Origin of the sequence: Microbacterium sp. NIBRBAC000506063 (assembly GCF_017968845.1) — a bacterium.
Lineage (GTDB): Bacteria > Actinomycetota > Actinomycetes > Actinomycetales > Microbacteriaceae > Microbacterium.
Map to the genome: position 1 here is coordinate 562,827 of NZ_CP072876.1, position 14,734 is coordinate 577,560.

At 69.1% G+C, this 14,734-nt stretch carries 20 protein-coding genes, 1 tRNA gene and 1 pseudogene; 8 read left to right on the forward strand and 14 right to left on the reverse strand.

What is annotated here, in order from left to right:
- Both KAE78_RS03120 and KAE78_RS03125 read right to left on the reverse strand, forming a co-directional pair.
- The gene (locus tag KAE78_RS03120; RefSeq protein ID WP_223171749.1) at positions 1-921 is read right to left on the reverse strand and encodes a hydroxymethylglutaryl-CoA lyase; all 921 of its coding nucleotides are present in this window, start codon (positions 919-921) and stop codon (positions 1-3) included.
- Between the two features lie 51 nt (positions 922-972).
- Positions 973-2,253, reverse strand: a complete 1,281-nt coding sequence (locus KAE78_RS03125) for a hydroxymethylglutaryl-CoA reductase, degradative (protein ID WP_223171750.1) — start codon at positions 2,251-2,253, stop codon at positions 973-975.
- Positions 2,254-2,441: 188 nt separating this feature from the next.
- Between KAE78_RS03125 and KAE78_RS03130 the strand changes: the two genes are divergently transcribed.
- The 4 genes from KAE78_RS03130 (at position 2,442) to KAE78_RS19265 (ending at position 4,778) form a co-directional block, all read left to right on the forward strand.
- Positions 2,442-2,762, forward strand: coding sequence for an alpha/beta fold hydrolase (locus KAE78_RS03130; RefSeq protein WP_223171751.1), 321 nt, complete (start codon positions 2,442-2,444; stop codon positions 2,760-2,762).
- The gene (locus KAE78_RS03135) at positions 2,759-3,292 is read left to right on the forward strand and encodes an alpha/beta hydrolase (protein ID WP_223171752.1); all 534 of its coding nucleotides are present in this window, start codon (positions 2,759-2,761) and stop codon (positions 3,290-3,292) included. The genes KAE78_RS03130 and KAE78_RS03135 overlap by 4 nt, the downstream gene beginning before the upstream one ends.
- Positions 3,293-3,353: 61 nt before the next feature.
- Positions 3,354-4,490: a GAF domain-containing protein gene (locus tag KAE78_RS03140; RefSeq protein ID WP_223171755.1), complete on the forward strand. Its 1,137-nt coding sequence runs from the start codon at positions 3,354-3,356 to the stop codon at positions 4,488-4,490.
- A gap of 153 nt (positions 4,491-4,643) precedes the next feature.
- A complete protein-coding gene (locus KAE78_RS19265; protein ID WP_411155975.1) occupies positions 4,644-4,778 on the forward strand; it encodes a hypothetical protein in 135 nt (44 codons plus the stop codon).
- A gap of 31 nt (positions 4,779-4,809) precedes the next feature.
- Here the strand turns inward: KAE78_RS19265 and KAE78_RS19270 are convergent, their stop codons facing one another.
- A complete protein-coding gene (locus tag KAE78_RS19270) occupies positions 4,810-4,944 on the reverse strand; it encodes a hypothetical protein (protein ID WP_411155976.1) in 135 nt (44 codons plus the stop codon).
- A gap of 192 nt (positions 4,945-5,136) precedes the next feature.
- Here KAE78_RS19270 and KAE78_RS19275 point away from each other — a divergent pair, with 192 nt between their 5' ends.
- On the forward strand, positions 5,137-5,331 hold the full coding sequence (locus KAE78_RS19275) for a helix-turn-helix domain-containing protein (protein ID WP_411156011.1): 195 nt from the start codon (positions 5,137-5,139) through the stop codon (positions 5,329-5,331).
- On the opposite strand, the gene KAE78_RS19280 is transcribed toward KAE78_RS19275, so the two are convergent.
- The 4 genes from KAE78_RS19280 to KAE78_RS19290 all read right to left on the reverse strand — a co-directional run bounded on the left by KAE78_RS19280 (position 5,309) and on the right by KAE78_RS19290 (position 7,030).
- Positions 5,309-5,539, reverse strand: coding sequence for a cupin domain-containing protein (locus tag KAE78_RS19280; RefSeq protein ID WP_223171761.1), 231 nt, complete (start codon positions 5,537-5,539; stop codon positions 5,309-5,311). The two genes, KAE78_RS19275 and KAE78_RS19280, sit on opposite strands and share 23 nt — an antisense overlap.
- Positions 5,509-5,745 (reverse strand): hypothetical protein, encoded by a 237-nt coding sequence (locus tag KAE78_RS19285; protein ID WP_223171762.1) that lies wholly within the window; start codon positions 5,743-5,745, stop codon positions 5,509-5,511. Before KAE78_RS19285 ends, KAE78_RS19280 begins: the two co-directional genes overlap by 31 nt.
- Before the next feature lie 149 nt (positions 5,746-5,894).
- Entirely contained in the window at positions 5,895-6,851 is a 957-nt protein-coding gene (locus KAE78_RS03160) for an FAD-dependent oxidoreductase (protein WP_262927733.1), read from the reverse strand.
- Positions 6,764-7,030 (reverse strand): FAD-dependent oxidoreductase, encoded by a 267-nt coding sequence (locus tag KAE78_RS19290; RefSeq protein WP_411155977.1) that lies wholly within the window; start codon positions 7,028-7,030, stop codon positions 6,764-6,766. The genes KAE78_RS03160 and KAE78_RS19290 overlap by 88 nt, the downstream gene beginning before the upstream one ends.
- Before the next feature lie 300 nt (positions 7,031-7,330).
- On the opposite strand from KAE78_RS19290, the gene KAE78_RS03165 reads away from it, so the two are divergent.
- Positions 7,331-7,570 carry a PepSY domain-containing protein gene (locus tag KAE78_RS03165; protein ID WP_223171764.1) on the forward strand — a complete coding sequence of 80 codons (240 nt, stop codon included), beginning with the start codon at positions 7,331-7,333 and terminating at the stop codon, positions 7,568-7,570.
- A gap of 37 nt (positions 7,571-7,607) precedes the next feature.
- Here the strand turns inward: KAE78_RS03165 and KAE78_RS03170 are convergent, their stop codons facing one another.
- The 5 genes and pseudogenes from KAE78_RS03170 to KAE78_RS03185 all read right to left on the reverse strand — a co-directional run bounded on the left by KAE78_RS03170 (position 7,608) and on the right by KAE78_RS03185 (position 10,898).
- Entirely contained in the window at positions 7,608-8,843 is a 1,236-nt protein-coding gene (locus tag KAE78_RS03170; protein WP_223171766.1) for a DUF2252 domain-containing protein, read from the reverse strand.
- Between the two features lie 186 nt (positions 8,844-9,029).
- Complete coding sequence (locus KAE78_RS03175; RefSeq protein WP_223172533.1) at positions 9,030-9,161, reverse strand: LPXTG cell wall anchor domain-containing protein; 132 nt, start codon at positions 9,159-9,161, stop codon at positions 9,030-9,032.
- 83 nt (positions 9,162-9,244) lie between these two features.
- Positions 9,245-9,349: pseudogene (locus KAE78_RS19295) on the reverse strand (hypothetical protein); the annotation flags it as partial.
- The gene (locus tag KAE78_RS03180) at positions 9,346-9,906 is read right to left on the reverse strand and encodes a VaFE repeat-containing surface-anchored protein (RefSeq protein ID WP_262927734.1); all 561 of its coding nucleotides are present in this window, start codon (positions 9,904-9,906) and stop codon (positions 9,346-9,348) included. The pseudogene KAE78_RS19295 and the gene KAE78_RS03180, both read right to left, overlap by 4 nt.
- Positions 9,903-10,898 (reverse strand): thioester domain-containing protein, encoded by a 996-nt coding sequence (locus tag KAE78_RS03185; protein ID WP_223171768.1) that lies wholly within the window; start codon positions 10,896-10,898, stop codon positions 9,903-9,905. Before KAE78_RS03185 ends, KAE78_RS03180 begins: the two co-directional genes overlap by 4 nt.
- 472 nt (positions 10,899-11,370) lie before the next feature.
- Here KAE78_RS03185 and KAE78_RS03190 point away from each other — a divergent pair, with 472 nt between their 5' ends.
- Entirely contained in the window at positions 11,371-12,612 is a 1,242-nt protein-coding gene (locus KAE78_RS03190) for an efflux RND transporter periplasmic adaptor subunit (RefSeq protein ID WP_223171770.1), read from the forward strand.
- Positions 12,613-12,648: 36 nt separating this feature from the next.
- Positions 12,649-13,113 carry a hypothetical protein gene (locus KAE78_RS03195; protein WP_223171771.1) on the forward strand — a complete coding sequence of 155 codons (465 nt, stop codon included), beginning with the start codon at positions 12,649-12,651 and terminating at the stop codon, positions 13,111-13,113.
- A gap of 340 nt (positions 13,114-13,453) precedes the next feature.
- On the opposite strand, the gene KAE78_RS03200 is transcribed toward KAE78_RS03195, so the two are convergent.
- Positions 13,454-13,535: transfer RNA gene (locus KAE78_RS03200), tRNA-Tyr, on the reverse strand.
- A gap of 239 nt (positions 13,536-13,774) precedes the next feature.
- Entirely contained in the window at positions 13,775-14,707 is a 933-nt protein-coding gene (locus KAE78_RS03205) for a carbohydrate kinase family protein (RefSeq protein ID WP_223171772.1), read from the reverse strand.
- Between the last annotated feature and the right edge of the window lie 27 nt (positions 14,708-14,734).

Genomic DNA, 14,734 nt, shown 5'->3' on the forward strand with positions numbered 1-14,734 from the left:
TCATGCCTCCTGGATCGATGATGAGGTCGTCTCGTCGAGACCGGCCGCGGCCAGCGCGGCGGCCACCCGCGAGGGCGCCCGGATGCCGCGGACCCGTGCGAGCCACTGCGTCGTCGCGGCGAGCGCCCGAAGGTCCAGGCCGGTCTCGATCCCGAGTCCGTGCAGCATCCACACGAGGTCCTCCGTGGCGAGGTTACCGGTCGCCCCCTTCGCATAGGGGCATCGCCCCAATCCGCCCGTCGAGGCGTCGAACTCGGCGACGCCCAGCTGCAGGGCGGCGTGGACGTTGGCGAGGGACTGCCCGTAGGTGTCGTGCAGGTGGAGCGCGAGATGCTCCACGGGGACGCCGGCATCGCGCACGGCGCCGACGACCCGCCGGGTCTGCCCGGGCGTTCCGACGCCGATCGTGTCGCCGAGAGCGATCGTGCGGGCGCCGGCCGAGTGGAGTCGCGCGGCGAGATCGGCGACGACCTCCGTGGGGACCGCCCCTCCCAGGGGTCGCCGAAGGACATCGACACATAGGCCCGGGTGCGCAGGGAGTGGTCGGATGCCGCGGCGATCACCTCCTCGGCGCGCTCGAGCGCGCCGGCCAGCGAGGCGTTCAGGTTCGCCCTGGCGAAGGACTCCGTCGCGCTGACCACCACCGCGACCTCGTCGAAGCCGGCCGCCCTCGCCCTGTCGAAGCCGCGGAGGTTCGGCACGAGGGCCACGCCGCGCGCGCCCCGGGGGTCTCGAGCGCGGCGGCGACGTCTGCGGCATCCGCCAACTGGGGATCCAGGTGGCCGGAACGAAGCTCGTCACCTCGAGGTCGCGCACCCCTGCCGCGTACAGACGGCGACAGAACTCGACCTTCACGCTCGTGGGCACGATGTCGGCCTCGGCCTGGAGCCCGTCGCGGGGTCCGACCTCGTAGACGGTCACGCGCGGGGCAGGCCCGGCTCGGGAGTCGGGGGATGCGGAGGGCGGGAATGCTCATGCCCGGTCGCCGACCGCGCGCAGCTCGGCCAGCACCTCCTGCGCGTCCTCGACGCGGATGCGGCGCTCGGCGACGATCCGTGCGGCGACGGCGCCGATCTCCTCGACCGTGGCACCGGCGCTCGCGGCGATCGTGCGCGCGTGCAGGGTCATGTGTCCGCGCTGGATGCCCTCGGCGGCGAGAGCGCGGCAGGCGGCGAGGTTCTGGGCGAGGCCCACGGCGGCGATGGCGGCGGCGAGCTCCCTGGCCGTCTGCACGCCGAGCAGCCTCACCGCCGCCTGCGCGGTCGGATGCGCGCGGGTGGCGCCGCCGACGAGACCCACGGCCAGCGGCACCTCCAGCGTGCCGACCAGGTTGCCGTCGGCGTCCTTCTCGAAGGAGGAGAGGGCGCTGTAGCGGCCGTCGCGGACGGCGTGGGAGTGGCATCCGGACTCGACCGCGCGGGTGTCGTTGCCGGTGGCCAGGACGACGGCGGTGATGCCGTTCATGATGCCCTTGTTGTGCGTCGCGGCCCGGTAGGGGTCGGCGGTCGCGAAGGCGCTCGCTGCGACGATGTCGTCGACGACCTGCGCACCGCCGAGCAGCTCGGCGTCGAAGACGGCGCGCGCGCGGGCGAGACGACGCTCGGCCTTGTTGGTCAGGATGCGCAGCAGCGTGCGGGCGCCCGCGATCTCTGCGACGCGCGGTGCGAGGGCCTCGGCCATCGTGTTGACGGCGTTGGCGCCCATCGCGTCGCGCACGTCGACGTGCAGATGCACGATGACCTGGGTGCCCCTGTCCGTGGGCAGGACGCGCACCGACACGTCCTGCGCGCCGCCGCCGAAGCGGACGAGCACGGGATCCTGTTCGTTCGCGAGCGCGAGCAGCTCGTCGCGCGCCTCGAGGAGGCGCAGACGCGTCGCCTCCGGGTCGACCGCGTCGAGCACCTGGATCTGCGCGATCATGATGTCGCCGGAGTGAGAGGTGCGGAAGCCGCCGTGCACGCGGGCCATGCGCGCCGCGTTGGACGCCGCGGCGACGACGCTCGGCTCCTCGGAGGCCATGGGGATGAGGCGGTCGACGCCGTCGATCGTGAAGTTGGTGGCGATCCCGACCGGGATCGAGATCGTCCCGACGACGTTCTCGATCATGTGGTCGGCCTGCGCCAGCGACAGGCCGCCCGCCGGCTGCAGAGCGGCGAGAGCGTCCTGCTCCAGTCCGGCTGCCTCAGCGACCAGCGCGAGGCGCTCCTGCGGGGTGTGGTCGCGAAGACCTGGGATCCGGCTGTTCGTCGGCATTGGCCGACCTCCTTAGACATTCTCTGCGACGAGTCGTCTGGTGATGTTCGTCAGAGAAGACGTTAGAAGTGCCCGCGAGTTGCGACGATGGACTGAGCGCTCATTGATCAGCACTCTCTGTGTGTTCTTCTCACATGCACTTCACGATCTGCACCGCTCTAGGCTCGGTGCTGACGAAAGGACATTCGATGCCGTTTGCAGAGTCCGATGGGGTGCAGCTCTACTACGAGACCAGCGGAGATCCCGCCAACCCGACGCTCGTGCTCATCTCGGGCGGCGGAGCACAGATGCTCAGCTGGGACGACCGGCTCGTCGCGATGCTCGTCGCCGAGGGTCTGCGCGTCGTACGATTCGACAATCGTGACACCGGCCTCTCCCAGCGATTCGGTGGCGAGGACGACGTCGACGGCGGCTACGAGCTCCTGGATCTCGCGAGCGACGTGCTGCGCATCCTCGACGATCTCGGTGTGGAGTCGGCCCACGTGGCGGGCCACTCCATGGCGGGATGATGGCGCAGATGCTCGCGATCCACCATCCCGAGCGGGTACGCAGCATCGGGCTGCTCTCGACGATCCCCGGCCGGACGGCGGCTACGTGCTCCACGGCCCGCGCGACGAGCTCAGCGAGCCCCCGGTCCGCGTCACGCGTGAGCAGGCCGTCGCCTGGGCGGCGGCCGCCGTCGCCGCCGCCCGCCGCGCCGCTACGACCCCAGGTGGAGTGGCACACGCAGAAGGCCGGCGAGGCCTATGATCGCGGCTACGCGCCCGAGGGCTTCGCCCGGCAGTGGGCTGCGCTGCGGCGCGCCCCCGAGCGACTCGAGCAGCTGCGCTCGGTCACCGTTCCCGCGCTCATCTTCCACGGGCGCGACGACGAGCTCCTGCACTGGCGGGCCGCCGTGGACATGGCCGACGCGCTCCGGCACGCCGAGCTGCAGGTGCATCCCGAAGTCGGACACCTCATCCCCCATGAGCTGTGGCCGGAGCTGGTCTCTGCCCTCGCACGGACCGCGCAGCGCGGCGAGGAAGCACGCGGGCGCTGAGTCGAAGACCTCCTCTGTGGCCGTCCTGTGCTGGAGGCACGGCGATCGCAGGACTTGATATGTGAAGCACACATGCTCGACACTGAGACCTCCGGCATCCGACACCGCCAAGGAGGTCACGGTCATGGCCGAACCTCGCATCTCCGCCGTCGCCGCTCTCATCGACGCGACGGTCAATGCCGAGGATCTGCATCCGACCGCAGTCGGCGACGCACTGGGCGCGCTCGGCATCACCGGCACCGCAGCCGTGGAGGTCTCCGAGCGGATGCATCGCGTCCAGCGGGAACACGCGCGTCTGCGGCGGCGCGAGCACGAGCTCTCGGCGCTCTTCTCCAGCGCCCGCGAGCTGGCCGAGCTCCGTGACATCGACGCGGTTCTGCGCCGGCTCGTGCAGCGCGCGCACGAGATGATGGGCGTGGACGTCGCCTACCTGTCGGAGTTCGACCCGATCACCCGAGAGCTCCGCGTCCGAGAGACGAGCGGCTCGGTCAGCGAGTCCTTCCAGTCCCTGCGCGTGCCACCGGGACGCGGGCTGGCCAGCGTCGTCGTGGAGTCTCGGGCTCCGCAATGGGTCGCGCAGTACTCCGATTATGCGCGCGATCGGCACGACGAGGGCATCGACGACGCCGTGGCGGCCGAGGGGCTCGTCGCCCTGCTGGGCGTGCCGATGCTGACCAGCGACGACGTGCTCGGCGTGCTCTTCGTCGCCAACCGGGAGGAGAAGAGCTTCACGCCCGAGGAGATCTCGCTGCTGTCCGCGCTCGCCGACCATGCCTCGGTGATCCTTCAGACCACACAGATCTTGGACGAGCTCCAGGCATCCGAGAACAAGACGCGCGGCGCGCTCGAGCGTCTGACGGCGCATCTCGCCGAGCGCGACCGAGCGAACACCGTCCACCAGGAACTCGTCCAGGCGGTGCTCGCCGGCGGCGGCTTCTCCCCCGTGGCAGAGACGCTGGCGTCCGCCCTCGACCGCGCCGTGGCCATCATCGATGAGCACGAGCAGGTGCTCGCCGCCGCGGCATGCCGCTGTCGCCGGGGATGCTCGAGCCCACCGATGCCCTGCGCGAGGCGATCGAGACGAGCAGCCGCTCCGGGCACTGCGTCCTGGTGGAGAGTGACGGCGTCTCGGCCGTCGCCGCGGTCACCGCGGGCGCACAGCGCTTCGGCGCCATCCTCCTCGGCGCAGGGGATCTGACGCTCGGCTCCGTCGACGTGCGCACGATCGAGCGTGCGGCGCAGGTCGTCTCGCTCATCCAGCTCCAGCAGGAGGCCGCCTCCGGAGCCGACCATCGCCTGCGCAGCGAGTTGATCGGCGACATCCTCGACGACGTGCCCGAACGCCGGTCGGATGTCGAGCGGCGCGCCCGGCGGCTCGGTGTCGACCTTCCCGCGCTCGACGCCCTCCTGCTGCTGGCCGTGCCCGGAGAGCAGCACGGCGCGGCCGCCCGTGCCCTGGCGCTGCATGTCGGCGAGCGCGCACTGATCGGCCAGTACCGCGGCTTCGTCGTGGCCGCCTATCCTTCGGAGCGCACCGCCGTCGATGCCGCCGCTCTGCGCAGCAGCGTCGCCCGCGCCATCGGAGACTCGGTCACCGCCGTCTCCCCGCCTCCCGCGACCGGCTCCCTGCCGCGGGCCTTCTCCGCCGCCATGCGCACCGCCCGCCTGCTGGCGGCGCTGGGGTCACCGATGTCGCGACCTCCACAGACGAGTACCTGCCCTACTCCTCGATCCTCGATGCCGACGCGCGCGGACTCGCCGCCTTCCTGGAAGCCACGATCGGCGCCGTGCGCAGATACGACGCCGAGCGCCACACCGACCTGCTGGGCACGCTCCGCGCCTTCGTGCGCAACAACGCCAGCCCGACGCGCACCGCCCGGACGCTCAGCTTTCACACGAACACGATCCTCCAGCGGCTGGAGCGTCTGGATCAGATCCTCGGCGAAGGCTGGCGCGACGACGAGCGGATGTTCCGCATCGGCGTCGCCGTGCGCCTGGACGAGCTCCGCGAAACGCTCACGCCTCCGCGCGTGGACTGAGATCCGCCTCGAAGGGCTCCACGCCGGTCTGCGTGAAGGGGTTCTGCCCAGCGGGGCCGAACACGAGGATGAGTTCGGCGGCGGCATCCGATTCGTTCCGCACGCCATGCCGCATGCCCTGCGGAGCATAGAAAGCGTCGCCGGCGCGGAGGGTCGAGCTCTCGGTGCCGGCGGTGATCACGACCTCGCCGCGCGTGACGATGTACATCTCGTCCGAGCTGCCCTCGGAGCAGCTGCCCTCGTCGCCTTCGAGGTGATAGTGCTGCCCCTCTTCCGCCCGGGTTCGAGGGTGTACAGCATGACCGAGATCGGCAGGTTCGAAGTCTCCTTGAAGTACCACTCGATGCCGATCGTGCCGTTGCCGCGGTACAGCGCCCACTCGTGGGCGTTGCCTCCCCTGCGTTGGATGCGCATGGTCCCGCTCACCTTCCTTCGCTCACTCGCCGCCGCCGGTCCGCACCACCGAACCCGGCGGCGGCGAGAGCTCTCGAGATCGGCCTCACCGCGAGAACGGGGCCGAGGGTGTCCTCTTCCATGAATCGCTTCGTCATCGGTGCCACCGATCAAACGGCCGTGGGCTGGGTGAGCCGTGAGACGTGGAACTCGGAGACGTCGTCGGTGCTCTCGCCGTCGATCGCCAGCTCGGCGAGCACGCGGCCGATGGCCGGTGTGAACTTGAAGGCGTGACCGGCGCCCAGCCCGACGATGATGTTCGGGTGCTCCTCGAGCGGGCTGAGGACGAATCGGCGCTCAGGCGTGAGCGCGTACTGGCAGGTCACGGTGCGCACGTCGCGGCCGCTGCCCGGGATGAGCCGGTGCACGAAGTCGGCGAGCTCCGCCCTGATCTCATCGGAGGCGAGGTAGGTGCGCTCCTCGGGCGTCATGCGGTTGTTCGCGACGTCGTGCGCGGCCTTGATCGTCGGCTCTCCGTAGGAGGGGAAGCCGTAGTAGCACTGCACGTCCTCCCAGATCCAGACCGGGAACCGGGTCGGGTCGTAGTCGGCGGCGTCCTCCGGGTGGAAGTAGGTCACCTGCTCCTGCATGACGTCGAGCGGGATCGCCGCGCCGAGGGGCTCGAGGAGGGTGTTGCTCCAGGCGTCCGTCGCCAGGATCACCTTCCCGGCGCGCACGGGGCCGTGAGCCGTGTGCACGATGACGCCGTCGCCGTCGGGTGTCAGGCGCTCGACGGGAGTGTTCGATCGGATGTCGGCGCCATGCGCACGCGCCTGCATCTGCAGCGTGGCGACCGTGCGGGCGGCGTGGGCGATGCCGGAGTCCGGCGTGTACACGGTCTCGACGCCGTCCGGCACGGAGAACTGCGGCCAGCGGGCGGTGACCTCGGCGGGGCTGAGGAGCTCGTAGGGGACGTCGCAGGCGTCAAGGCTCGTCGTGAAGCTCTCCGCCGAGTAGGGGCCGTCCACGGGAAGGAAGATCACCCCGCCGGTGATCGTCGTGAGCTTCTCGCCCGAGACCTCTTCGAGCTCGGCCCAGTCTCGGTACGCCGACTGCGCGAACCGCACGTACTCGGGGCGCCGTAGGAGGTGCGGATGATCCGCGATGTGTCGTGGGATGCCCCGCGCACGTGCCCGAGCTCGAACTGCTCGAACGCGACCACCGTCGCACCCTTGCGTGCGGCGTGGTACGCGGCGGCGCTGCCGAGCGCCCCCATTCCGACAACGGCTACCTCGAAGGACTCCATCTTGCCTCGCTGCTCTCTGTGCTGTGCGCGCTGCGTCCTGCGAGGAGTCGACACCTTGCCTCGGAGACGTCCGCGTTCTCGTTCTCAGTCAGTGTGCGGGCGCACCGAGCGCACGACTATGGACGGATCACCCACGGCTGCGAGCATCGACTGTGGGATCACTCCGCAGGAGGCGGCGACGAATCTCCCCGCCGACGCCGCGGAATCAGGAGTACGATCTGCACAGGCAGACCTGACGCTTGAGATCGACGGAACGGCAGCGGTACGACGCTCTACCTGGACCGCCAGACCGGCGAGGTCGTGCGGCAGCGGTCGACGACGCTGTCACCGCCGCAGACGACCGCGCCGGCGATCCCCGCCGACGAGGCCATCGACGTCGCCCTCGACGCCGTGCCGGGAGGGATCGTCGAGCTCGATCTGGACACCGATCGCGGCCGCGTCGTCTGGGAGGCGCTCATCGCCGCGGATGCGGGCGGTCTCTGGGAGGTCTACGTGGACGCCGCCACCGCGGACGTGCTCAAGCAGGAACAGGACGACTGACTGCCCCGCTGAGTGCTCGCGTGATCGACGCGGCCCGTCACACTCCTGTCTCGGCGGGGACGCGTCCCTCGCGCACGGCGCGGGCGAGCGCGTCGTAGTCCGATTCCGCGACATCGGCATAGGCCGCCGACCATCCCGCCAGCGCTTCGGCGAGCCTTTCGCCCTTGCCGAGATAGCCGGCGATGACCCTCGCGACGGGAGACTGGCCATGAGCGCGGGCCAGCAGCGCCGCGCACAGCCCGCCGTAGGCGATGAACTGCTCCTTGTCGAGCGTGTCCGGCTCGATGGAGCCCTTCATGTCGCGGAACTGCCGCCAGTAGTAGTCCACCCGGTACCGCTGCGCGCTCTCCCCCGCCCACCCGGTGATCCAGCCGAGGAACGGGTCGGAGTTGGCCTGGAGGATCCGCTGCGCGGCCACGACGCGATGCCCCTCCGAGTGCGAGGCGCCGGTCTCGTCACCGGGGATCACGGCGGGACGACCGCCATGGCTGGTCAGCACTGACGGCGGAGCCTCTTTGGCCTGCAGGAACAGCGGATCCCCCGTGGGGCCCTCGAAGGCGAGCAGATAGCAGCGGGTGCCGACGCTTCCGACCCCGACCACCCGCAGGGCGAAGTCGACCAGCCGGTACTGCGCCAGCAGATAGGCGATGTCCTCACGCACCGTCGAGCGATACTGCGCGACGAGCCCGTCGAGCTCCTCCAGGGTCGCATGGTTCACATGCCGCAGGACAGGCGGTTGGTCGACGATCGTCGTCGCGCCGTCGGCGCTGCGCAGCGTGAGCTTGCGCAGCACCTGCTCCGAGGTTCGCCCCCGAGCCTTGCCGGAGGCCTTCTTCACCGTCTTCGCGCCGGCCTTGCCCAGACGCTTGGCGACCTCGGAGGTGTCCGCCCGGGCGAAGTAGCGTTCGATGGCGGAGAGCTGGACGAACTCGCGCAGCGTCTCCTGGTAACTCGCAGCCGCGCGCGCCACCGCCTCCCGGCAATCCTCCTCGCTGAGTCCGATGTCGCGACCGCCGATGTGGACGCTGGCGGTGAGACGCCGCAGATCCCACTCCCAGGGCGCGACTCCGGCCTCGTCGAAGTCGTTCAGGTCGAAGACCAGCTCCCGCTCCGGTGAGGCGTAGAAGCCGAAGTTGGAGATATGCGCGTCACCGCAGGAGACGACGTCCACGCCCGTGGTCGGCCCGGCGGCGAGATCGCTCGCCATGATCGCCGCGGTGCCGCGATAGAACGAGAACGCCGACTGCAGCATCCTCCCCACGCGCACCGGCACCAGCTCGGGGAGACGGGAGCCGTGCTGCCCTCGAGGATACCGACGGGATCCCTGTCCCGCGGCAGGGCCAGCTCCCCCAGCCTCCGCCGCGGCATCCGCTCCCGCACGGCCGTGACGGCCTCCCGTGTCGACGCTGTCATCTTCTCCTCCTTCAGGCGACGACCGCTCTCACCGCGGGCCTCCGGGTCACTGGATCGCTTTCCGCCTCCTCAGAAGCATGGCACCCAACGCCACCGCAGCGAAGGCGAAGGCCAGCAGCACGACGGGGACCTCGGCACCGGTGCTGGAGAGCTCATCGGGCACGACGGCCACGGGCACGTCCTCGACGGTGACGGTCTGGGCGGGTCGTCGATGTCCGTGTGCTCGGCGACCGCGTCCTCCGGGTCACCGGCAACAGCACCCTCGAACAACCACTCGAAGGCCACCAACTCACTGCCGGCATACCCCTCCGGAACGACGAAGGTCACGCCGACTTCACCATCAGCAGCATCCGGAGTGAACGTCACCTGACCGGTGATCCCGTCCCGCTGCCGTCAGCCTTGTCCATCAGCTCACCGGTCAGGGTGTACTCCACACCCGGGGTCAGATTCTGATACGCCACTGTGTCGATCACCGTGCCACCGTTCCACGGCAACACCCGATCACCATCAGCCGAATCCACCAACGACGTCCCGATCACCGGGTCCTGCACCACAGGCGCATCCTCGACAGTGACCGTCTGCGCCGGGTCATCGATGTCCGTGTGCTCGGCGACCGCGTCCTCCGGGTCACCGGCAACAGCACCCTCGAACAACCACTCGAAGGCCACCAGCTCACTGCTGGCATACCCCTCGGGAACGGTGAAGAGCACATCGATCTCACCATTGGGCTCCTCGGGAGTGAAGGTCACGGAGCCGGTGATCCCCGTTCCGCTGCCATCCGCCTTGTCCATCAGCTCGCCCACCAGGGTGTACTCCTGACCCGGGACCAGGTTCTCGTAGGCGACCGTGTCCACGACGACGCCACCGTTCCAGGCAAGCACCCGATCACCATCGGCAGCATCGACCAGCGACGTCCCGATCACCGGAACCTCCTGCTGCAGCGGGCTCCAGCTGACGTCCGCTGCGGCATCCGTCGTCGCTGTGCTCGGTGCCACGAGGATGAGAGTCTGCGCGTGGTCGTCGACCGTGGGCGTGCCCCCGGAGTCGTCGGCACCGAGATGACCTTTCCAGTCGAGCTCGATCCCGTCGCGGAGGCCGTGAGCGTCGCACTGCCGGCCGCCGTCTCGCCGGTGAGGTCGAGGTAGATCTCTTGACCGTCGACGACCGTCGCCGGGTCGATCGGAACCCCATCCGCATCGGTCAACGAGATCGCGGGATCCACGGAGACGCTCACCGTCGGCTGGTTGGTGGTGACCACGAACGGGCCGACGAGCGAACCGGCGCTCTGCACGCCGCCCGGAGCGGTGATCGAGACCGAGGTCTCGAAGTCCGCCGGGCTCAGGCCGGAACTCGCGTTCGCCGAGTTCACCAGGTGCCAGTACACCGTCTCCGCGTCTTCACTGCCCCAGTCCCACGACGCGTCCCAGGTCAGATCGGTGTAGCGCCAGATCGCGGTCTGCGTCGCGGTGATCGCATCTTCACGGCTCAGATCCGACACACCCGCCGCTGCGCCCAGAGCCTCCAGGCTCAACGCAGGGTAGCTGTGCGCGAGCACCCAGAGCACCTTGCCCTGGACCTCGGGATTCGGGAAGTGGTTGTCTCCCAGGAAGCTGTCCAGTCCGCCGATCAGCGCCTCACGGCTGTGCTGGTAGCTCTCGGAGTGCTCGATGCAGTACGCCCAGAAGTCCGGCTCGCCCGGGTTGCCCGGATCGGCGGGAGTCTCCGCATAGATGGGGAAGGTGAAGCCCGAACCCGAGACCCAGTCCACCGGCCCCACGTACACCGTGTCGCCGTCCTCCAGAGTCGGCGCCGCGAAGGCCGCGGTCGCCGGCGAGACCAGCGCGGCGGCGCCGAGCAGCGCCGCGACGAGCGCACCGCCCGCGCGAGCCGGAAAGCTCTTCTTCTGTCGTTTCATCGAGTCCTTCTCCCCTCTCCATGGGCTCATCACTTACGACAACGAACCGCTGAGTTTTGCACGCCTGCGTGCAACCACAGTCATCTATACAGAGTGCCCACGGGGAGAAAGGTGACGCGCTACCGGGAAAAAACCCTGGCACATCCGCGCACCGCCAACCAACGTGAGCACACGCTGTTCATAGAGACGCCATCCGACCGCCTTTATTACGCGGATACCTCGAAACTGAAGGGTGCCGACGAGTAGATCCTCCGCCGGCAGCGCGTCGTTCATCCGTCGTTGACAGGGACTTCCCTCTGGCCCCAGGGGAGCCACCTCCTCGTCGCCGACGGCTCGTCGCGCTTCTCCCTGTCACGCGGACTCTGCCTGCCATCCGCTCATAAAGAACGTCCAGGTTTCTCATGCAGGCCCCATAGACCGCGTCATTACCGTCAAGGCGATCCCACTCGGGATGCGAAGGAGTGAATGACGCATGAAAGTGAAGAACCTGCTCGGCAGGCTGTCCCGGCGGGCCTGGATCGTCGTCGGGTCCGCGACCGTCGTCGTGGTCGCCGCCGCGGTCGGGGTCTTCGTGTTCCTCCTGCCCTCTCAGGCACAGGCGCAGCCGGTGACCCAGACCAGCACGGCAAGCCTGGAGACGATGCAGAAGGTCGTCTCCGCCAGCGGTACCGTGACGCCCGCGGTCAAGGAGGATCTGAGCTTCGCCGTGTCGGGGGTGGTGACCGAGATCGACGTCGCCGCGGGCGACATCGTCGAGGAGGGCACCGTGCTGGCACGCGTCGACACGCTGGCGCTGAACGCCTCACTCCTGGATGCGGAGGCGACGCTGGCCGAGGCGGAGGCGACGCTGGCCGGTGCACGCGACGCGAACGATGGCAGCAGTGCTGCGAAGGCACGGGTCTCGGCGGCATCCGCCGCCGTGGACGTCGCGGAGAGCGCTGTCGCGGATGCCGAGGCGGCACTCGATGACGCCGCGCTGCGCGCACCCGCCACCGGCCTGATCACGAGCGTGGGGATCTCGGTCGGAGACCGGGTCACCGGCGGCTCCTCCGGATCCGGCACGTCCTCGGCCACGACCGGTGGGATGCCGGGCGCATCGACCGCCTCGACGAGCACGACCGGCAGCGGCACCGCCTTCAGCCTGGTGAGCACGGATGCCTGGACCGTGAGCGTCACCGTCGGCGAGACCGACGTCGCCCACGTCGAAGCAGGTCTCCAGGTGGAGCTCGCCACCTCCGACGGCAAGGAGTTCTTCGGCACGGTGGCCGAGGTCGGCGTCGTCCCCTCCACCTCCTCGGGCTCGGCCCGCTACTCCGTCGCGATCGATGTCACCGGCACGGGCGAGGGACTCTTCGACGGTGTCTCCGTCGATGTGGACATCGTCTACGAACGACGCATCGACGTGCTCACCGTCCCCTCGGCGGCCGTGACCACGACGGACGGCGTGAGCACCGTCACCCTCATCGAGGAGAACGGATCCGAGCGGGAGGTGCAGGTCGAGATCGGAGAGACATCCGGTTCGCTGACCGAGATCCTCTCGGGGCTCGAAGAGGGCGACGAGGTTCTCGTCTCGGTCTTCACCCCCGGCGAGGGCAACACCGGTGGCTTCCCCGGCGGCGGCCAGGGCAGGTTCCCCGGCGGTGACTTCGAGTTGCCCGACGGGTTCGAACCTCCGAGCGGCGGCTTCCCTGGTGAACCGGGGGGCAACGGATGAGCCCTCCGTAACGAGGGTTCGAGCATCGAGGCACGCGTGAGCGATCTCAGGTCCGAGCTGTCAGCGGCTGAGCAGCGCCTGGCACACATCCACGGCGCGGTCGAGAACATCCAGTCGCTTCTTAACGAGTCGGCTCCTGGGGAGCGCGAACCCCAAGCAGATCATGCCAACGAAGACGAGTCCATCCCACGTGTCGATCCCGCCTGGGGCCAGCAGCAAGCTCCCAATGCGCCTCTCGTGCGCCAACGGGTGCCTTCGACGGATCGGGTCGCGGAGATCGTGAACAACTTCGGTCGAGTCGCCACGAGAGATGAGATCTTCGAAGCATTCCAGGTGCAGCGCGGTTTCCCGCCCTCGTGGACCAACCCCCGCAACTCCATCGGGAACGCACTGAATCGTGCTGCCGAACGACACATGATTCAACGCATCGATTCGAACAACTTCGCGCCAGAGGGTTACTCACAATCTGGCGCCGAAGCCACTCACCCTGGAGTGTCATGATGACGCAATAGACCATGACCGAGGTCTACAAATCGCTGGACGCAGTGATCTCGGTCTACCGGCTCAAGTGGAATAGGAGGTTCCCTTGAGTCGCAGCCTCAGAGGAGGTACAGGCCCAAGCGCTGGCCTGAGATTGGTTCATCAACTAATCGAAGTCTACGTTCTGACGAGAACGAAGACAAGCGTAGGGAGGGGCAACCGTTCGCGGAGGCCCCTCCCGCTCTTGTATCAGAAGCGCGGCGTCTCCGGGGATTTACCGGGGAGGCCCTGACCGCTCGTTCGGAACGGAAATAGCCCGGACATCGAGAATACTCAGTGATTTCGGGCCATTTCGGATTTGTGGCAGGTGAGGGATTCGAACCCCCGAAGGCTGAGCCGTCTGATTTACAGTCAGATCCCTTTGGCCGCTAGGGTAACCTGCCAAACGCACCCGTCCGACTTGTACAGACGATCGGGGGCGCGAAGACCAATCATACCTGTCGCGAGCGGGCCGCGGAAATCGGACGGCTCTCGCCATCGCGACCTTGCATCACCAGGCCTCGGAGCGACTTCGACGAGTCCCGCACCGCGTTTCGTCTCGCGAAGACCCGCACTGAGCGAGCGCAGGGAGTCGAAGTGTCGCTCAACGACCGGGAACGCCGGGGTCGACCATCGCCCGGGCTCAGGTGCCGATGCGGTCGTACCCGGCGCCGCCCAGGGATTCGGGTGTGCGCAGCAATCCGCCCTCCCCACGACAGGTCGCGGCGGCCACCGCCATGGCCCGGTCCAGCAGCTCCTGCCAGCCCGCGGCATCCGACGGCTCCTGCTCCACGAAACCGGCGGCAAGGGCCGCGAGCGTCGCATCGCCGGCCCCCACGGTGTCGACGACGGGCCCCGCCTGCTGCGCGATCGGAGCACGCACGAACCCGGCATCCGACTCGATCGAGGCGCCCTGCGCGCCCTCGGTCGCCAGCACCGCAGAGGCGCCCAGCGCACGAAGACGACCCCGCAGCGCCGAGAGGTCGCCGTCGTAGAGGACGTCCGCATCATCGGCCCCGACCTTGACCAGCGCAGCGGGCACCACCGACTCGAAGCCGACGACGAACGCCGCCCTGTCGCGCATCATGCCGGTCCGCGGATTCGGATCGATCGCCAGCGGCACCTCCCCGACCGCCTCGCGCAGCGCCTCGACCTCCGAGGGCACATCGAAGGGGAAGCAGCTCACGACCACGAGGGGCGCCCGGATGATCGCCTCCCGCGCATCCGCGGAGTATCGGATGCTGCGCTCCTGCGCCGCCCGGTTGAACTCATACGAGGGCTCGCCGTTCTCCGCTCGGGTCACGATCGCCCGCGAAGACCCCCGCGGCGCGGCGCTCTCGATCAGCTCCACGCCGTGATCGGCCAGATACGTGCGGATGCGGTCACCGGCGGCATCCGATCCCACCATCGCGATGAGCGTCGCCGGGTGGCCGAGCCGCCGCAGCCCCACGGCCACGTTCAGCGCCGCACCGCCCACGAGCTCGCGCACACCCCCGTCGCCTCGGATCTCGTCGATCAGGGCGTCGCCGATCACGACGATCGGCGGTCGGATGCCGGTGATCTGCGCGTTCGTCATCTCACGATTGTCGCGCATCCCGGCATC

What these genes read in the sequence shown, in the direction of transcription:
- KAE78_RS03135 (WP_223171752.1), top strand. Translation starts at nt 2,759, where the DNA reads ATGATGGCGCAGATGCTCGCGATCCACCATCCCGAGCGGGTACGCAGC.
- KAE78_RS03205 (WP_223171772.1), bottom strand. Translation starts at nt 14,707, where the DNA reads ATGACGAACGCGCAGATCACCGGCATCCGACCGCCGATCGTCGTGATC.
- KAE78_RS19265 (WP_411155975.1), top strand. Translation starts at nt 4,644, where the DNA reads ATGTCGAGCGGCGCGCCCGGCGGCTCGGTGTCGACCTTCCCGCGCTCG.
- KAE78_RS03190 (WP_223171770.1), top strand. Translation starts at nt 11,371, where the DNA reads ATGAAAGTGAAGAACCTGCTCGGCAGGCTGTCCCGGCGGGCCTGGATC.
- KAE78_RS03185 (WP_223171768.1), bottom strand. Translation starts at nt 10,898, where the DNA reads ATGAAACGACAGAAGAAGAGCTTTCCGGCTCGCGCGGGCGGTGCGCTC.
- KAE78_RS19285 (WP_223171762.1), bottom strand. Translation starts at nt 5,745, where the DNA reads ATGCGCATCCAACGCAGGGGAGGCAACGCCCACGAGTGGGCGCTGTAC.
- KAE78_RS19290 (WP_411155977.1), bottom strand. Translation starts at nt 7,030, where the DNA reads ATGGAGTCCTTCGAGGTAGCCGTTGTCGGAATGGGGGCGCTCGGCAGC.
- KAE78_RS03130 (WP_223171751.1), top strand. Translation starts at nt 2,442, where the DNA reads ATGCCGTTTGCAGAGTCCGATGGGGTGCAGCTCTACTACGAGACCAGC.
- KAE78_RS03125 (WP_223171750.1), bottom strand. Translation starts at nt 2,253, where the DNA reads ATGCCGACGAACAGCCGGATCCCAGGTCTTCGCGACCACACCCCGCAG.
- KAE78_RS19270 (WP_411155976.1), bottom strand. Translation starts at nt 4,944, where the DNA reads ATGGCGGCGGAGAAGGCCCGCGGCAGGGAGCCGGTCGCGGGAGGCGGG.
- KAE78_RS19280 (WP_223171761.1), bottom strand. Translation starts at nt 5,539, where the DNA reads ATGTACATCGTCACGCGCGGCGAGGTCGTGATCACCGCCGGCACCGAG.